This is a genomic window from Ekhidna sp. (genome assembly GCF_965247405.1).
In the GTDB taxonomy this organism is placed as follows: Bacteria; Bacteroidota; Bacteroidia; order Cytophagales; family Cyclobacteriaceae; genus Ekhidna.
In genome coordinates, this window is record NZ_OZ252014.1 from 2869104 (window position 1) to 2886370 (window position 17267).

At 40.9% G+C, this 17267-nt stretch carries 24 protein-coding genes; 21 read left to right on the forward strand and 3 right to left on the reverse strand.

Annotated elements, in window-relative coordinates:
* Window positions 1–2 precede the first annotated feature (2 nt).
* The 21 genes from rplX (at window position 3) to eno (ending at window position 14576) form a co-directional block, all read left to right on the forward strand.
* Window positions 3–335 (forward strand): 50S ribosomal protein L24, encoded by a 333-nt coding sequence (rplX, locus tag ACP14Y_RS13075; protein ID WP_349564670.1) that lies wholly within the window; start codon window positions 3–5, stop codon window positions 333–335.
* Window positions 328–882 carry a 50S ribosomal protein L5 gene (rplE, locus tag ACP14Y_RS13080; protein WP_424963386.1) on the forward strand — a complete coding sequence of 185 codons (555 nt, stop codon included), beginning with the start codon at window positions 328–330 and terminating at the stop codon, window positions 880–882. The genes rplX and rplE overlap by 8 nt, the downstream gene beginning before the upstream one ends.
* Before the next feature lie 6 nt (window positions 883–888).
* Window positions 889–1158 carry a 30S ribosomal protein S14 gene (rpsN, locus tag ACP14Y_RS13085; RefSeq protein ID WP_349564666.1) on the forward strand — a complete coding sequence of 90 codons (270 nt, stop codon included), beginning with the start codon at window positions 889–891 and terminating at the stop codon, window positions 1156–1158.
* 82 nt (window positions 1159–1240) lie between these two features.
* Window positions 1241–1639: a 30S ribosomal protein S8 gene (gene rpsH / locus ACP14Y_RS13090; RefSeq protein ID WP_349564664.1), complete on the forward strand. Its 399-nt coding sequence runs from the start codon at window positions 1241–1243 to the stop codon at window positions 1637–1639.
* A gap of 10 nt (window positions 1640–1649) precedes the next feature.
* Window positions 1650–2201, forward strand: a complete 552-nt coding sequence (gene rplF, locus ACP14Y_RS13095; RefSeq protein ID WP_424963387.1) for a 50S ribosomal protein L6 — start codon at window positions 1650–1652, stop codon at window positions 2199–2201.
* Between the two features lie 6 nt (window positions 2202–2207).
* Entirely contained in the window at window positions 2208–2555 is a 348-nt protein-coding gene (gene rplR, locus ACP14Y_RS13100; protein WP_424963388.1) for a 50S ribosomal protein L18, read from the forward strand.
* A gap of 10 nt (window positions 2556–2565) precedes the next feature.
* Window positions 2566–3084 carry a 30S ribosomal protein S5 gene (gene rpsE / locus ACP14Y_RS13105; RefSeq protein ID WP_420577365.1) on the forward strand — a complete coding sequence of 173 codons (519 nt, stop codon included), beginning with the start codon at window positions 2566–2568 and terminating at the stop codon, window positions 3082–3084.
* A 4-nt stretch (window positions 3085–3088) separates the two neighbouring features.
* Complete coding sequence (rpmD, locus tag ACP14Y_RS13110; protein WP_424964439.1) at window positions 3089–3268, forward strand: 50S ribosomal protein L30; 180 nt, start codon at window positions 3089–3091, stop codon at window positions 3266–3268.
* Between the two features lie 2 nt (window positions 3269–3270).
* Window positions 3271–3720: a 50S ribosomal protein L15 gene (gene rplO / locus ACP14Y_RS13115; protein ID WP_424963389.1), complete on the forward strand. Its 450-nt coding sequence runs from the start codon at window positions 3271–3273 to the stop codon at window positions 3718–3720.
* Window positions 3720–5027 carry a preprotein translocase subunit SecY gene (gene secY, locus ACP14Y_RS13120; RefSeq protein WP_424963390.1) on the forward strand — a complete coding sequence of 436 codons (1308 nt, stop codon included), beginning with the start codon at window positions 3720–3722 and terminating at the stop codon, window positions 5025–5027. The genes rplO and secY overlap by 1 nt, the downstream gene beginning before the upstream one ends.
* Window positions 5027–5245 (forward strand): translation initiation factor IF-1, encoded by a 219-nt coding sequence (infA, locus tag ACP14Y_RS13125; protein WP_089356818.1) that lies wholly within the window; start codon window positions 5027–5029, stop codon window positions 5243–5245. The genes secY and infA overlap by 1 nt, the downstream gene beginning before the upstream one ends.
* Before the next feature lie 27 nt (window positions 5246–5272).
* Window positions 5273–5389: a 50S ribosomal protein L36 gene (rpmJ, locus tag ACP14Y_RS13130; RefSeq protein ID WP_089356819.1), complete on the forward strand. Its 117-nt coding sequence runs from the start codon at window positions 5273–5275 to the stop codon at window positions 5387–5389.
* Window positions 5390–5391: 2 nt separating this feature from the next.
* On the forward strand, window positions 5392–5769 hold the full coding sequence (gene rpsM, locus ACP14Y_RS13135; protein WP_424963391.1) for a 30S ribosomal protein S13: 378 nt from the start codon (window positions 5392–5394) through the stop codon (window positions 5767–5769).
* A 7-nt stretch (window positions 5770–5776) separates the two neighbouring features.
* On the forward strand, window positions 5777–6169 hold the full coding sequence (gene rpsK / locus ACP14Y_RS13140) for a 30S ribosomal protein S11 (RefSeq protein ID WP_424963392.1): 393 nt from the start codon (window positions 5777–5779) through the stop codon (window positions 6167–6169).
* Window positions 6170–6191: 22 nt separating this feature from the next.
* On the forward strand, window positions 6192–6794 hold the full coding sequence (rpsD, locus tag ACP14Y_RS13145; protein ID WP_349564645.1) for a 30S ribosomal protein S4: 603 nt from the start codon (window positions 6192–6194) through the stop codon (window positions 6792–6794).
* A 20-nt stretch (window positions 6795–6814) separates the two neighbouring features.
* Window positions 6815–7804 (forward strand): DNA-directed RNA polymerase subunit alpha, encoded by a 990-nt coding sequence (locus tag ACP14Y_RS13150; RefSeq protein WP_424963393.1) that lies wholly within the window; start codon window positions 6815–6817, stop codon window positions 7802–7804.
* On the forward strand, window positions 7804–8415 hold the full coding sequence (gene rplQ / locus ACP14Y_RS13155) for a 50S ribosomal protein L17 (protein ID WP_424963394.1): 612 nt from the start codon (window positions 7804–7806) through the stop codon (window positions 8413–8415). The genes ACP14Y_RS13150 and rplQ overlap by 1 nt, the downstream gene beginning before the upstream one ends.
* Window positions 8416–8490: 75 nt before the next feature.
* The gene (locus tag ACP14Y_RS13160; RefSeq protein ID WP_424963395.1) at window positions 8491–8844 is read left to right on the forward strand and encodes a hypothetical protein; all 354 of its coding nucleotides are present in this window, start codon (window positions 8491–8493) and stop codon (window positions 8842–8844) included.
* Window positions 8845–8849: 5 nt separating this feature from the next.
* Complete coding sequence (locus ACP14Y_RS13165; RefSeq protein ID WP_424963396.1) at window positions 8850–12104, forward strand: T9SS type A sorting domain-containing protein; 3255 nt, start codon at window positions 8850–8852, stop codon at window positions 12102–12104.
* Between the two features lie 87 nt (window positions 12105–12191).
* Window positions 12192–13295 carry a glutamine-hydrolyzing carbamoyl-phosphate synthase small subunit gene (gene carA / locus ACP14Y_RS13170; RefSeq protein WP_424963397.1) on the forward strand — a complete coding sequence of 368 codons (1104 nt, stop codon included), beginning with the start codon at window positions 12192–12194 and terminating at the stop codon, window positions 13293–13295.
* A complete protein-coding gene (gene eno / locus ACP14Y_RS13175; protein ID WP_424963398.1) occupies window positions 13296–14576 on the forward strand; it encodes a phosphopyruvate hydratase in 1281 nt (426 codons plus the stop codon).
* A gap of 49 nt (window positions 14577–14625) precedes the next feature.
* Here eno and ACP14Y_RS13180 read toward each other — a convergent pair whose 3' ends face one another.
* From ACP14Y_RS13180 to ACP14Y_RS13190, 3 genes are all read right to left on the reverse strand, one after another.
* Window positions 14626–14991 carry a glyoxalase/bleomycin resistance/extradiol dioxygenase family protein gene (locus ACP14Y_RS13180; RefSeq protein WP_424963399.1) on the reverse strand — a complete coding sequence of 122 codons (366 nt, stop codon included), beginning with the start codon at window positions 14989–14991 and terminating at the stop codon, window positions 14626–14628.
* Window positions 14992–15024: 33 nt separating this feature from the next.
* Complete coding sequence (locus ACP14Y_RS13185) at window positions 15025–16335, reverse strand: NAD(P)/FAD-dependent oxidoreductase (RefSeq protein ID WP_424963400.1); 1311 nt, start codon at window positions 16333–16335, stop codon at window positions 15025–15027.
* 116 nt (window positions 16336–16451) lie between these two features.
* The gene (locus ACP14Y_RS13190) at window positions 16452–17258 is read right to left on the reverse strand and encodes a hypothetical protein (RefSeq protein ID WP_424963401.1); all 807 of its coding nucleotides are present in this window, start codon (window positions 17256–17258) and stop codon (window positions 16452–16454) included.
* Window positions 17259–17267: the final 9 nt, after the last annotated feature.

Here is a 17267-nt window from a genome sequence, read left to right on the forward strand (position 1 = left end):
CGATGAGCAAAGCAAAATTTCACGTAAGAAAAGGCGACACTGTCAAGATCATTGCCGGTAACGATAAAGGAAAGACCGGTAAAGTACTTGAAGTGAACCGAGCTAAGTACCGGGCAGTGGTTGAAGGTGCTAACATGGTTACAAAACATGTAAAGCCATCCGCTACGAATCCGGAAGGTGGCATTCAGGAAACTGAAGCTGCAATTCACCTTAGCAACCTAATGGTAGTAGATCCTTCATCTGGAGATGCAACCAGAATCGGAAGAAAGAAAAATGCAGACGGTAAGCTGCAGAGATATTCAAAAAAATCAGGAGAATTTATCACAAATGGCTAGTCCTAGATTAAAAGAAAAATACAGCAAGGAGATTGTTCCTCATCTGAAAGATAAGTTTCAGTACAGCTCTGTAATGCAGGTGCCGAAGCTTACTAAGATTGCCATCAATAAAGGTATTGGTGCTGCTGTATCTGATAAGAAGATGGTAGATGTAGGTGTTGAAGAACTTACAATGATTACCGGACAGAAAGCGATCCCTACCGTTGCAAAGAAGTCAGTTTCCAATTTCAAGTTGAGAGAAGGAATGCCTATTGGTGCAAAAGTCACACTTCGCGGTGATAAAATGTACGAATTCCTAGATCGATTGGTGACTGTTGCTCTACCTCGAGTAAGAGACTTCAAAGGAATTAGAGAAAAAGGATTTGATGGAAGAGGAAATTATACCCTGGGTATCCAGGAGCAAATCATCTTCCCTGAAATCAGTATCGATAAAGTAAACAAAATCACAGGTATGGACATCACGTTTGTGACATCTGCACAAACTGATGAAGAGAGTCTTGAATTGTTAAGATCTCTTGGAATGCCGTTTACTTCAAAGAAGAACTAAGATATTATGGCTAGAGAAGCAGTAAAAGCGAGAGAAAGAAAAAGAGAAAAGCTTGTAGCAAGATACGCTGAGAAAAGAAAAGCTTTGAAAGAAGCTGGAGATTATCAGGCGTTGGATAAGCTTCCAAGAAACTCTTCAAAAGTAAGATTACATAACAGATGTAAGCTTACGGGTAGACCTAAGGGTTACATGAGGAGATTTGGAATCTCTAGGGTGACATTCAGAGAAATGGCATCCGAAGGAAAAATACCAGGAGTAACAAAAGCTAGCTGGTAGTTTTCAATCTTCCTTTCGTTTCAAAATATAAATTATTATTTTTGCACCCCCTTTTTCAGAGGGGGATAAGTGTGTTTAAGAAATGGTAACAGACCCGATAGCAGATTATTTAACCAGAGTTCGCAATGCAATTACAGCGAACCATCGTGTAGTAGAGGTGCCTGCTTCTAATTTAAAGAAGGAGATCACTAAAGTATTGCACAGCAAGGGCTTCATCCGAAACTACAAGTTTGAGGAAGATGGCAAGCAAGGGATTATTAAAATCGCCTTGAAGTACAATCCTCAGACAAAGCAGTCGGCAATCACAAGCCTAGAGCGTATAAGTACGCCAGGGCTTAGAAAGTATGTTGCGGCGGATACCCTACCAAGAGTATTGAATGGTCTTGGTATCGCAATTTTATCTACATCTAAAGGGGTGATTTCTGACAAGGAAGCACGTCGTGAGAATGTAGGTGGAGAAGTTTTATGTTACGTGTATTAATAGAATTGAGATGTCTAGGATAGGAAAAGCACCAATTAATTTGCCTGAAGGAGTTTCAATCACTATAGATAAAAATGTAGTGAACGTGAAAGGTCCAAAAGGTGAGCTGACTCAGGAGATTGATCCGGATATCACCTGTAAGGTGGAAGATGGAGTGGTGACGCTAGAGCGTCCAACTGAGCAGAAAAGACATAAATCGTTGCATGGCCTTTACCGTTCACTAGTGAGCAATATGGTGGAAGGTGTCAACAATGGATACAAGAAGGAGATGGAGCTTGTAGGGGTAGGTTATAAAGCAGCTGTACAAAACAACGTATTGGAGCTTAACCTGGGATATTCTCACAGTATATACTTTGCTGTTCCTGAAGAAATCAAGGTTTCTGCTGAGACAGAGAAAGGTAAAAATCCTAAAGTGACTGTTGAGGGAATTGACAAACAATTGGTTGGTCAGATTTCTGCAAAGATCAAGTCACTTAGAAAAGTGGAGCCATACAAAGGAAAAGGTATTCGCTTTGTTGGTGAACAAATTAGAAGAAAAGCTGGTAAAACTGCTGCTAAATAATAAGACATGGCAATTACTAAAACAGCAAGAAGAAAAAGACTTAGACTGGGTATCAGAAAGAAGATTTCTGGCACTGCTGAGAGACCTAGAGTTTCTGTTTTCAAAAGCAATAAAGGAATTTACGCTCAGTTGATTGATGATGTGAACGGTAAGACGCTAGCATCTGCATCTACAAAGGAAATTGGCAAGCCAAACCTTAATGTAGAAGTAGCGAAGGAAGTGGGAAAGAAATTAGCCGAAAATGCTAAAAGCGCAGGTATTGAGACAGTTATTTTTGATAGAGGCGGATATCCTTACCACGGAAGAGTTAAGTCTTTGGCAGAAGGTGCTCGTGAAGGAGGTTTAAAATTCTAAGAAAGAAATTATGTCACAAAGCAATATAAGATCTATAAAAGCAAGTGAAATCGACCTTCAGGAGCGAGTAGTTGCGATTAAAAGAGTAGCGAAAGTAGTGAAAGGTGGTCGTCGATTCAGCTTCTCTGCTATCGTAGTGGTAGGAGATGGAAACGGTGTAGTGGGATATGGACTTGGTAAAGCCAATGAGGTAACTGACGCGATCACGAAAGGAATTGACGATGCGAAGAAGAATTTGGTTCGAGTTCCTGTTTTCAAAGGAACAGTTCCTCACGAGGCGATTGGTAAGTTCGGTGGTGGTCACGTGCTTTTAAAGCCTGCTGCAGCAGGTACCGGAGTAATCGCAGGTGGTGCGATGCGTGCGGTATTGGAGAGTGCAGGAGTACACGATGTACTTGCAAAATCAAAAGGATCTTCTAACCCTCACAACGTGGTTAAAGCAACTTTTGATGCTTTGAATAAAATGAGAGATCCTTTCGCTGTTGCTCAGCAAAGAGGAGTGTCTTTAGATAAAGTTTTCAATGGCTAAGACAATGGGAAAAGTATTAATCACACAGAAGAGAAGTACGATCAAGCGTCCAAAGAACCAGCATAAAACAATGGTTGCTTTAGGTCTTGGTAAAATCAATAGGTCCGTTGAAAAAGAATTGACTCCTTCCATTGAGGGGATGATCAAAACGGTGAATCACTTAGTAGAAGTTAAAGAGCTGTAAACATGAGACTTGAATCATTAAAGCCTGCAGAGGGCTCAACAAAAAATAGAAAGCGAGTAGGTAGAGGACAAGGCTCTGGCAGAGGTGGTACATCTACGCGAGGACACAAAGGAGCTCAGTCAAGATCCGGATACTCCAGAAAGACTGGTTTCGAAGGAGGTCAGATGCCACTTCAAAGAAGGGTTCCAAAATTTGGTTTCAAAAACAACAACAAAGTTGTTTCTAAGCCAATCAACCTGGACGACCTTCAAAAGTTAAGTGAGGCGAAAAAATTGAAAGAAGTAACACTTCAGGTTCTAATTGATAATGGTCTTGCTCAAAAGAATGATATCATTAAGGTATTGGGTAGAGGCGAATTGAAAGCAGGACTAAAAGTTACAGCACATAAATTCTCAAAAACAGCTCAGGAAGCTATTGAGAAAGCTGGTGGATCAATTACAGTAGTTGAATAATGAAGAAATTCATAGATACCATACGAAACATTTTTTCCATTGAGGAACTAAGAACCAGAATCCTAAATACGATAGGATTTTTGGTAATTTTTAGAATTGGTTCTTTCGTGGTACTTCCCGGAGTAGATCCATCAAAACTTACCGGACAGGCGTCAGGTATTTTTGGGTTGTTGGATACATTCCTTGGGGGAGCATTTAGCAATGCTTCGGTGTTTGCACTTGGTATCATGCCTTATATCTCTGCTTCCATTGTGTTGCAGTTGATGACAGTGGCAGTCCCTTACTTCCAGAAGCTTCAGAAAGAAGGAGATAGTGGAAGAAAGAAAATTAATCAACTAACCAGAGTATTAACGATTGCTATATGTATGGCTCAGGGCTTTAGCTACGTTTCAGCTGCCATCGAGCCGACAGCAATTCTTAACAACACCTTCTTTTTCAAATTCACATCAGTCATCATCCTTACTTCAGGAACGATCTTCTGTATGTGGCTTGGAGAGAAAATTACCGATAAGGGTATTGGAAACGGTATTTCTATGCTCATTATGATTGGTATCATTTCCAGATTCCCGGGAAGTATTGCTGCTGAAGCAATCACCAGGGGAATGAGTGAGATGTTATTGTTCATTCTTGAGTTGGTAGCGCTATTCTTTGTGGTGTTAGTAACGGTTGCATTGGTTCAGGCAGTAAGAAGAGTGCCAGTACAGTATGCGAAACAAGTAGTAGGCAATAAAGTCTATGGTGGTCAGAGACAATATATTCCTTTAAAAGTGAATGCTTCTGGAGTAATGCCGATCATCTTTGCTCAGTCTATCATGTTCTTGCCGGCTATGCTAGCTGGACTATGGAGAGAAGAAAGTGATTTCGCTAACTACATTGGAACTACATTCTCTGATTTTACTTCATGGCAGTATAACCTGACGTTCGCGATTATGATCATCGTATTCACGTTCTTTTACACTGCTATCACCATCAACCCCAATCAGATTGCAGACGACATGAAACGAAACGGCGGTTTTGTTCCTGGTGTGAAACCAGGTAAGCAAACAGCTGATTTCCTTGACAATATTCTTTCAAGAATCACTTTACCAGGCGCGATTTTCCTGGCGATCATCGCGATCCTACCTGCTTTTGCAATGATTGCAGGAGTGAATCAGGGCTTTGCTCAGTTTTACGGAGGAACGTCCCTTTTGATCATGGTGGGTGTAATTCTTGATACCCTTCAGCAGATTGAGAGCTACCTGCTCATGAGGCACTATGAAGGTATGATGAAATCAGGTAGAGTAAAAGGAAGAACTCAAGCAGCATAATGGCAAAACAAGCATCCATAGAGCAGGACGGAACGATCGTGGAAGCATTGTCAAACGCAATGTTTAGAGTAGAACTTGAAAACGGTCATGAGGTGATTGCGCATATCTCAGGAAAGATGAGAATGCACTACATCAAAATTTTACCTGGTGATAAGGTAAAGTTGGAGATGTCACCGTATGATCTGACGAAAGGAAGAATTGTATATCGATATAAATAACAGTCAGAGACTGAAAAGAATAAAGAAATGAAAGTAAGAGCATCCGTAAAAAAACGAAGCGTTGATTGCAAAGTCATCAGACGAAAAGGGAAGCTTTATGTGATCAATAAAAAGAATCCAAAGTTTAAACAAAGACAAGGATAATTATGGCAAGAGTTGCAGGAGTAGATATTCCCGATAATAAGCGAGGCGAGATTGCCTTGACGTACATCTTTGGTATCGGCAAATCATCAGCACAGAAAATTTTGTCTGAAGCTGGCGTTGACCCTAACAAGAAAGTCCAGGATTGGACGGATGATGAGGGCGGCAAAGTTCGAACTGTGATCCGTGAGAACTACAAGGTAGAAGGTGTTCTCAAAGGAGAAGTTCAGATGAGCATTAAGCGACTTCTGGATATCGGTTGCTACAGAGGTCTTCGTCACAGGAAAGGTCTTCCTGTAAGAGGACAGCACACGAAGAACAACGCGAGAACCCGAAAAGGTAAAAGAAAGACGGTTGCTAATAAGAAGAAAGCTGTTAAGTAATAGATAGATGGCACAAAAGAGAAAAGATAAAGCTAAAAAGAGAGTTGTTGCTGTAGATGCAATGGGTCAGGCCCATATCAAAGCATCTTTCAACAACATAATCATTTCCATGACCAACGGAACTGGTCAGGTTATCAGCTGGGCTTCAGCAGGTAAAATGGGATTCCGTGGATCTAAAAAGAACACTCCTTACGCTGCACAGGTAGCAGCACAGGAATGTGCTCAGAAAGCGTACGACTTAGGGCTTAGAAAAGTTGAAGTATTCGTGAAAGGTCCTGGATCTGGAAGAGAGTCTGCCATCAGAACAATCCAAAATACAGGTATTGAAGTGACAATGATCAAAGACGTTACTCCACTGCCGCATAATGGATGTAGACCACCAAAAAGAAGAAGAGTTTAAGATTTTTAAATTGTTATAGATAATGGCAAGATATACTGGGCCTAAAACTAAAATTTCAAGACGATTCGGAGAGCCAATCTTCGGAGCTAGCAAAGCGCTACAGAAGAAAGCTTATCCTCCTGGTCAGCATGGACGAGGAAGAAGAAAGAAGCAGTCTGAATACGCGATCCAGCTGGCTGAGAAGCAAAAAGCAAAGTACACGTACGGTGTGCTTGAGCGTCAGTTCTCCAATGCTTTTGAAAAGGCTTCAAGAAAAAGTGGAATTACAGGAGAGATCTTACTTCAACTTTTGGAGGCAAGATTGGATAATACTGTATTCCGTTTAGGTATTGCGCCTACAAGAAGAGCGGCAAGACAACTGGTTTCTCATAAGCACATCACTGTGAATGGAGAAATCGTTAACGTGCCTTCTTACACATTAAAAGGTAATGACATCATTGGTGTTAGAGAGAAGTCAAAGTCTCTTGAAGCCATTACTGATAGCCTTGCATCTAATGCAAGAAGCTATTCTTGGTTGGAGTGGGATTCTGCCAGCATGACTGGAAAGTTCCTAAATGCTCCTAGCAGGGAAGAAATCCCTGAGAACATCAAGGAACAGTTGATCGTCGAATTGTACTCTAAGTAAACACTCAAAAAATAAGATATATGTCTATCCTAGCATTTCAAATGCCGGAAAAAGTGGTAATGGAAAAAGCAGATGATTTCCATGGCCTCTTTACTTTCAAACCACTGGAAAAAGGATACGGTGTTACAATAGGTAATGCGTTGAGAAGAATTCTACTTTCTTCTTTGGAGGGTTATGCTATCACCGGAGTGAAAATTCCTGGTGTGCTGCATGAGTTCTCTACAATCGAAGGAGTGGTAGAAGATGTGAGTGAAATGATTTTGAATCTTAAAATGGTTCGATTCAAAAAGATTGAGGATGTGGTTGATGGGTCTATCACTGTAAATGTTTCTGGTATGAAGAAGCTTACAGCTGGAGACTTGGCTAAAGCAACTACCTCTTTCGAGATCCTTAATCCTGATCATGTCATCTGTCACCTTGACGAGTCTGCAAAGTTCGAGATAGAACTTACAGTTCAAAAGGGACGAGGATATGTAGGGGCTGATGAAAACAAGCCAGCTGAGCAAAACTTCGGATTCATCGCAATAGATTCAATCTATACACCGATTAAGAATGTGAAGTACAGTGTTGAGAATACACGAGTTGAGCAGAAAACTGACTATGAGCAGTTGACATTGGATATTGAAACTGATGGCTCTATTCACCCTGAAAATGCACTAAAAGGCGCAGCGAACATTTTGATCCAGCACTTCATGTTGTTCTCAGATCAAAACATGATCCTTGAGACACAAGAGGCAGGAGAGCCGGAGCAGGTGGACGAGGAGCTGCTACATATGAGAAAGATGCTTAAGACCAACCTTAATGATCTTGATCTTTCTGTAAGAGCTTATAACTGCCTGAAAGCAGCTGACGTTAGAACTTTGGGTGATTTGGTATCGCTTGAGATTTCTGACATGATGAAATTTAGAAATTTCGGTAAGAAGTCACTTGCTGAGTTGGAGCAATTGGTTTCTGACAAAGGTCTTACTTTCGGTATGGATCTTGGCAAATACAAATTGGAGGAAGAATAATGAGACACGGAAAGAAATTTAATCACCTGGGAAGAAAGACTGCACACAGAAGTGCAATGCTTTCCAATATGGCCTCTTCTCTTATCATGCATAAGAGGATCAATACAACGGTAGCTAAGGCGAAAGCACTTAGAAAGTATATTGAGCCTATTCTAACCAAGTCCAAAACGGATGATACAAACTCTCGAAGAGTTGTTTTCTCTTACCTTCAGGATAAAGAGTCTGTATCAGAGCTTTTCAACAATGTAGCTGGAAAGATCGCTAACAGACCTGGTGGATATACCAGAATCATCAAGACCGGTGCGAGACTTGGCGATAATGCTGAGATGTGCATGATGGAGCTTGTGGATTTCAACGAGCTACTATTGAGCGAAACAGATGCTGGCAAGGCTAAGACCAGAAGATCTCGACGAGGTGGAAAAGGAAAAGCAAAGAACGAAGAAACTCCTAAAGCTGCAGAAGTAAAAGAAGATTCAGCAGAAGCTAAAGCAGAAGAGGTTAAGGAAGAAGCAAAGGAGGAGAAAGCAGAAGCGAAAGCAGAGAAGAAAGAGGAAGCTCCTAAAGCAGAGAATAAGGAAGAGAAGAAAGAGGATAAGAAAAAAGAAGATTAAGTAAATTTAATCGTCGAAAATATAAAGGGATTGGGCTTAGGCTCGATCCCTTTTTTTATTTTACAGAAAAAAATAATGCGAATACTTATTTTGTGTCTTTTCGCCCTTGCAACTATTAAGTGTACCTCCAACAAGCAAGCTACTTCTCAATCTAACGATATAAATGCTAATCCAACTGAAAAAGAGTTTAAACCAAACCCAGATGAAGTAATCATTAGTGCAAAGCTAGTGGCTTATGAATCTGGGATAGCCAAAGTGGAAGTAATAGAGCAACTAGCAGCAGGATTTGGTGCAAAAATGGTATTAAACCCTGGCGAGATCATTGACATTCAATCCAACAAACAACCTCAGGATAATTTCATTTGTGCTTTTGAGGTTTCTGATGGGTTGGGTGGAAAGAAGTTTAGACTAACCCGAATATTAAAATAACCCCAATGAGAAGATTATTTACTACTACATCCTTCCTGATTTTGAGCCTATGTGTTTCCGCACAGATACAAAATCAAAAAGATGATCCTCAAGCCCGCATGGAGTTTGAATTTATGCGGACAAAAAACCCTGTTACCAATCAGATACCTGATGGTATCAAGATGAAGGAACGAGCTTTAATGGATCAGCGTCAACAATTATTTAAATCACGAATTGATCCACTTGCTCTTGCTCCCCCATCCACAACATGGGAAAATAGGGGACCTTTCAATGTTGGAGGTCGGACAAGAGCCCTTGCTATAGATCTTACTGATGCAACCGAACAAACGATATTAGCAGGAGGTGTTTCTGGAGGCTTATGGCGGACTACTGATGGTGGCACAAGTTGGAATAAAATGACCACATTCACTGATCTGCAAAGCATTACATGTATTGCTCAAGATGTTCAATCAACCGATGGTCTGGTCTGGTATTATGGTACTGGTGAATGGAGCGGAAATTCAGCCGGTGGTTCGGGTGCTCCATATCGTGGTGATGGTGTATTTAAATCAACAGATGGGGGAAGTACCTGGTCTTTATTAGCTGTAACAAGTACAGAATCTCCTGAGTCATTTGATCAGGATTTTGATTACAATCATGAGATTGTTGTCAATCCTACCAATGGGGATGTTATAGTAGCCAACTACGGAGGAATTTACCGATCTACAGATGGAGGCGCCTCATTTTCTCAAGTCCTTACTGGCCAAGGTGGATTGACAGATGTAGCAGTTACTTCTACCGGTATCTTATATGCCGTTAAAAACTTTGAAGGAGCAGGCGTTTGGCGATCAATTGATGGAGGTGATAACTGGACAGATATTACTCATATTAACCATTCTTTTGCTCCAGGAGAGCGTAAAGAGATAGCTATTGCACCTTCCAATGAAGATATTATTTATGTTTTGGGAGAGGATGCAACAGAAACAAGTGAGCATTCCCTGTGGAAATTTGATGATGCAACGGACACATGGACCGACTTATCTGCAAACATCCCTCAATTAGGTGGTCTCACCGGAGATTTTGATTCTCAGGGAGGCTATGACCTTCTTATAAAGGTAAAAAATGATGATCCTGATTTTGTCATAATAGGAGGTACCAATTTATTTGCTTCCTCAGATGGATTTTCATCTACCAGCAATACTAATTGGATAGGTGGTTACACATCAAGTAATGATTCTTATGCACTTTACCTTGATCATCACCCAGATCAACATTCGTTTATATTTCTTGATGGGAATCGAGCCTATTCAGGAAATGATGGTGGTGTTCAGCTGACGAGTGATGTAACTGCATCCACTGTCTCATGGACGCCACTAAATAATGGGTATCTCACTGCTCAGATTTATGCGGTTTCAGCAGGACCTGAAGACCAGCTGCTTATTGGGTTGCAGGATAATGGAACTTGGTTTGCTGATAATTCTACAACATCAACCGATGAGTGGACAGATGCTTGGGGAGGTGATGGTGCCTATAGTGCGATTAATTCAGATGGAACAATTAGGTTTCTTTCATCCCAAAATGCTAATCTGACCATTTGGAATTTTTCAAGTGCTGACGATCCTACAGCTACATCAGCATGGTTCTTTAAGCCACCAGCACCGGGTGAAGGTGAGTCAAATACTTCTGACAATTACCAAACAGGTTTATTTATTACTCCATTTTATCTTGATCCTCAAAACAATAATCTCTTTTATCTGGCAGGTGATTTTGAGTTATGGGTTAACACTCAGGCCGTCTCGGCAGATAATCAAAATGGCGCAAGCGTAGGATGGAAACCAATTGCCACAGGTGTAGCAGGTATAGTAAGTGAGATCGGAATTGGTAGTGATGAGGTTATTTATGCGGGGACATCATCAGGAAATGTTGTCAAAGTTACTAACGCTAGTGATGAAAATCCTACAATAGAAGATGTGACAGGAGCTAATTTTCCTGGGGGATACGTGTCTGGAATTAGTGTTAATCCGATTAACAATGATCGTGTTTTGGTCACCTTTTCTAACTACGAGATACCTAGTGTTTTTTATACCAATGATGGAGGTATTTCCTGGACTGATGTAAGTGGTAACCTCGAAGAGAATATGGATGGTTCAGGAAGCGGCCCATCAGTAAGGATAGGAAGAATCCATGGCAATGACTTTAAATTTTTTGTAGGAACCAGTACAGGACTGTATTCAACTGATTTACTTGATGGAACAAACACACAATGGATTAGAGAGGGAGAAGATGAAATAGGAGCCACTGTTGTAGAGCATATGATCACTAGGCTGGATGGATTGGTAGTGGCAGCAACTCATGGAAACGGAGTGTATTCTGCTACAGTACCTTTCTTCGACACTGATCTAATGGCTGAAAGTATAGATGAGCTTGAAGACGGAGTGTTTACGGAGAGTGAAACAGTAATTAAAGCAACGGTTCAAAATCTGGGTAACTTATCAATAAGTGACTATGATATTCTTCTTTATGTGGATAATGAATTGGTTGTGACTGATAATGTTACGGAGACCATAGATAACCTGAGTTCATATCAACACACTTTCACCACTACTTATGATTTCAGTACCTCAGGAGCATATGAAGTGCGTGTTGAGGTCTCAGTTTCAGGAGATGAAGATATTAGTAATAATGAAGTTTCATTAGAAGTAGTTAGCCTTGCTGTGCCTTCGGATATAACATTATCAAATAATACAATCGCAGAAATGGATGCTGCAGGGACGCTTATTGGTACGCTGGATGCAGTTGATGAGGATGATGATACACATACGTTTTCATTGGTAAGTGGAGATGGATCAGATGATAATGATGATTTTGTGATTTCGGGCACTGAACTCAAGTCTGATGCGGTATTCGATTTTGAAACCAAGGCCGTTTATACCATACGAATTCAAACAGAGGATAATGATGGGAATAGTTTTGCTAAGTCATTTGAAATTAGCATTTCTGATGTGACTGCTGTGGCTGAGTGGGAAGAAGCTGGGGTAACTGTTTATCCCAACCCAAGCAAAGGCAGAATTACCGTTGAAATGATCAATGACTATATTGGAGATGTTTCTGTGAAAATTTTTGATCTGAACGGGAAAGAAGTTCTTAGTCAGGAATCTTATCCTAAATCATCAAAGAGTACACGCTCTTTATTGGATATCTCCAATTTGGATCACGGGACCTATTTTGTAAAGTTTAATTTTGGAGGAAGGGAGATCACTTCAAGACTCATCAAAGAATAAAATTTTAAACCGAAATCGATTGAGAGCCATCTGAGTTTTTAGATGGCTTTTTTATTGCCCAATCCATAACTATTTTTGCTCCCCAGTATGAAATACCCTACCCGAAAGAAAGCCACTCTTTTACTTGAAGATGGCACGACATTTACTGGATATTCTATTGGAAAACAAGGGACTTCCGGAGGCGAGATCTGCTTCAATACCGGAATGACCGGATACCAGGAGATTTATACCGATCCATCCTATTATGGTCAAATCATTGTAAATACCACCTCGCACATAGGAAACTATGGAGCCATTGATACCGAGGTGGAGAGCGATACGCCTACCATAAAGGGTTTGGTGGTTAATGATTTTTCTCACATCTACAGTAGAACCAAGGCAACCGAAAGTCTGCAAGATTTCCTGGAAAAAAACAATACGGTTGGTATTGCTGGTGTAGATACCCGCAAGATTGTCCGTCATATTCGAACCAAGGGAGCAATGAATGCGATTATCTCCTCAGAACTGGAAGGGGAGTCGCTGCAAGCAGAACTGGACAAGATCCCAAGTATGGAAGCCCTGGAGCTTTCTACCCAAGTGACTACCAAAGAACCGTACGAACTTGGTGTAGATAACAATGGATTTAAAGTAGCTGTACTGGATCTTGGCATAAAGAAATCCATTCTGAAAAATCTGGTAAACCGAAACTGTCACTGTAAAGTGTTTCCTGCGAAAACCACCTTTGCAGAAATGGAGAAGTGGAGTCCTGATGGATATTTCATTTCCAATGGACCTGGAGACCCGGCGGTGATGGATTATGCTTCTAATACCGCAAAAGAAATATTGGAAGCCAATAAACCCGTTTTCGGAATTTGCATGGGAAGTCAGATCCTTGCACTAGCAGTCGGTATCTCTACCTATAAAATGCATCATGGACACAGAGGTTTGAACCACCCCGTGAAGAACTTAAACACCGGATTAAGTGAAGTTACTTCGCAAAATCATGGATTTGCTGTGGAGATGGAAGCGTTGAAAAACTCCAATGTAGCCGAATTAACCCATATCGATTTGAATCATGATACGGTTGAGGGACTCAGGTTGAAAGATAAGCCGGCATTTGCCGTGCAATATCACCCGGAATCCTCACCAGGCCCCAATGATTCTACCTATCTATTCGACGATTTTATCCAACTAATAAAAGACAATAAGTAAATGAGCGTTATCGAAAGTGTATTTGCGAGACAGATTATGGACTCCCGTGGTAACCCTACTGTAGAAGTAGAGGTGATCACTGAAGATGGCTATATTGGTAGAGCAGCAGTTCCTTCGGGAGCTTCAACGGGAGAGCATGAAGCCGTAGAACTCAGAGACGGTGACAAGTCTCGCTACATGGGCAAAGGGGTTCAAAAAGCAGTTGATAACGTGAATGATATCATCGCTCCTGAAATAGAAGGGCTGTTGGTAGTCGAGCAGGCCTACATCGATCAATTGATGATTGATTTGGACGGTACGCCCAACAAATCAAAACTAGGCGCTAATGCAATTTTAGGAGTGTCTTTGGCTGTGGCCCATGCAGGTGCCGACGCATGTCAGTTGCCACTGTATAGGTATATTGGTGGAGTCAATGCAAAGACACTTCCCGTACCGATGATGAATATTATCAATGGTGGATCGCACTCAGATGCTCCTATCGCCTTTCAGGAATTCATGATCCGTCCAGTTGGGGCACCTACTTTTTCAGAAGCGATCAGAATGGGAGGTGAAATATTCCATAATCTGAAGGCAATCATCCACGACAAGGGGTTGAGTACAGCAGTTGGTGATGAAGGTGGTTTTGCGCCAAACTTTGAAGGTGGCACTGAAGAAGCATTGGAAAGCGTATTGGCTGCCATCGAAAAGGCAGGATATAAGCCCGGCTCTGATGTTACCATCGCATTGGATTGCGCATCTTCTGAGTTCTTTGAAAATGGTGTTTACGATTACAGTAAATTTGAAGGACCAAACGGAGCTAAACGATCAAGTGCGGAGCAAGCTGAGTACCTGGCCGAATTGGTAAGCAAATATCCAATTGACAGTATTGAGGATGGCTGTGATGAAAACGACTGGGAAGGATGGAAAATGGTAACCGAAAAAATTGGAGGTAAATGCCAGCTGGTAGGAGATGATCTGTTAGTAACAAATGTGAAATTTCTGGAGAAAGCTATCAAAGAAAATGCGGCGAACTCCATTTTGATAAAAGTAAATCAAATCGGTACGCTTACTGAAACTTTGGATGCGATTGAAATGGCTCATAAAGCTGGCTGGACGGCAGTAGTATCTCATAGGTCAGGTGAGACGGAAGATGCAACAATCGCTGACATTGCGGTTGCAACAAACTCAGGACAAATCAAGACCGGATCTATGTCACGATCAGATCGTATGGCTAAATACAATCAGCTATTAAGGATTGAAGAAGAATTGGGAGATGTAGCGATCTATCCGAGTAATAAATAAGATCAAGTAATAAGAATATTGAAGCCTCCTGATGGAGGCTTTTTCGTTTTTATGCATCCTGCACAATAAAAATGGCATTCCTGTTAAGGTCATAAAAACCAAACTCATGAGTACCCCAAGGGGTATTCATTCGGAGCTTGTCTTTCTTTATCGTTCCGAGTTTTACAAATTCATCTACATATTGATGAATGTCAGAGACGAAGATTTTAATGACCGATGGAGTTACAGGATCATGTTCGTTATCGTGATGAAACTGTAAGTGAATTTCTAAATGATCTCTTTGCAAACCAACATAACCATTATCTCCAAATACATATTTGAAACCAGTAAATTTTTCATACCACGCTACATCACGCTTAATGTCAGCAGAAGATAAGACGGGAATAATTTGTAAGGGTGAAGGTGTTTGGGTCATAAATGAGGGATGTATTGTTTTAACATAGTTAATCTAATGGTAATTAAGGTCATGCTTCAGCCGCTCATTACCGATAGCTTTTTGCGTGAGTTGATACATGCGATCACTTAATTCATGCTGATCCAATAATAAACTAGCAGCCATTTGACCATATGTCATGCATCCCTTGGCACCTACACCGGACATACCTCCAACCAGCACTGCATTTTTATCTAACAATCCATCTTCGATTGGTAAGTTGATGACAAGAGGCACTTCTGATTTCGTGAGCGAATAGACACACGAATAACCATCAAAATACTTGAGATCTTCTTTTCTAATACCCATTCCATTTATGTTGAAATAGTCAATCGTTTCATCCATGCTCCAGGCTATTTCAGAATCAGTAACTGGTAGGGTCCACACTTCATCAAGGCTGTGTATTGAAGTTCGTTTGAAATGCCCACCTACCTTTAGTATCGGAACACCATCTGAGTCATACTTTTCAATCATCGAATAAAATAGCTCAGAATGGAGTTTGATAACCGGGTAAGCTCCAATTAATTTTTGTTTGTGGACTTCACTCAGCTGATTATAAACTTCCGGTTTGATTTTAAGAAAGGCAAGGAATAATCGTTTTGGGGTAATCAGCTTATCAATGGCGGGTGAGATGTTTTGCAATAATTTCCCATTGTATGGACCGGCTGCAGCCACTATCCTGGAGGTTGTAAGCTTTTGAGTGGATTGACTTTTTGCGTCGCTAATAGTCAACTCATAACCTTTATCTGTCCGGTGCAGGTTTTTTACTTTTTGATTGTAGCGCACCTCACCACCTGCGTAGCTGATGGCTAAATGTAACTTACGAATCAATTCTCGAGGATTCATGGTGCCGGAGTACCTTCTATATTCACGAATGACCTTTAGGGAGTCAGGCACATTCAGATTGAATTTTTCTTTGATTGCTTCGGCGTTTTCCGCAAGTACAATACTATCTCCGGTGTTTTCTGCTAGGGTGTCTGGCTTGTCCAGATTAAAGACCGCAACCACTTCGCTACTATTGGGATAAAAAATGTATGTGACAGGAGAGGTGGTGTAAATATCCTCCATGGAATGGGTCTGAGGTTCCTTCGTATTCAGAAAGTCTATGAGCTTTTTCGTTTCCTCAATTCCTTGCATTTGCAAATAGGCATAGATATCGTCAACAGGACCTAAACTCCTGGATATTCTTGCTTCACCATAACTGGAGCCGGAAGAATAGATGGAGTCCTGTTGCTCTAACAATATCACGGACTCTCCTTTTTGGACTAAATGCCAGGCTGTGGCACTGCCCATAAGTCCTCCTCCTATGACAATGGTAGACTCCATTCTATGATTAGTCTGACATGAGGTAAAAGTGTAAACGATACTGATACAAATGATCCATCGCATCATATTGTAAGATACCAAAATTGAGTGCGTCTGTTGAAGCTATGCTTGCCTAATTAATGAATAAAGCTCTCAATTCCATCAGCCAGAAGAGTTGCATTTTGGATATTATTTGAGGAGTGACCGGGAGTTCTATTAGTATCATAAATGATAATTTCTCCCTGGTGAATGCCATAATCAACTTTCCCGTAATCAAAGCCTCTTCTCTTCATCTCATCCAATAATGCTTGCGGTGTTTCAACTATTTCCCTGGAGATCACATTCACTCCTTTTATTACTCCACTTTTAGACCCCACTCTTGCAGATATGTGCTTGTCGCCCAGTAATATGCATACCCGTAAATAAAACATATCGCCTTCACGTTCAGGCAAGTACTTTTCGATCACCAATTCTTCATTAGAGAAATAAGCTGCTGGCACGGATTGAAGCGATTCAAAGACACGATAAACTATGTTCTTTTTAGCTCTGCTCAGTTCGCCTTTGAGGACAACAGCTCCGTTAGGAACGCTCATAGCTATATCTGTCAAGCCACGAGCGTTTCTATTAGGCTTTACAATTACAGGCCCCTGATAATCTGAATGCTGACTCACAAGCTGTGTGCTAATATTCCTTTTACTTATATCTAATGTTTTGCCATTAATAACGTTTGGGTAGTGTTGAATCAGTTCACAATACTGAGGGGGTAATTTGGTAACATCTACATGGTTGATTAGGAGGTCTAACTGAGGTCTTTGATTGGCACCTTTTAAAATGTAAATTTTATAGCCTTTGCTATTCCAGTGCTTTATAAGCTCATTGATCAGATATGAAAACCGCAAGAATCCATTTTGATTTTCATGAATAAGAATTCCAATTCGAATCATGGTATAAAA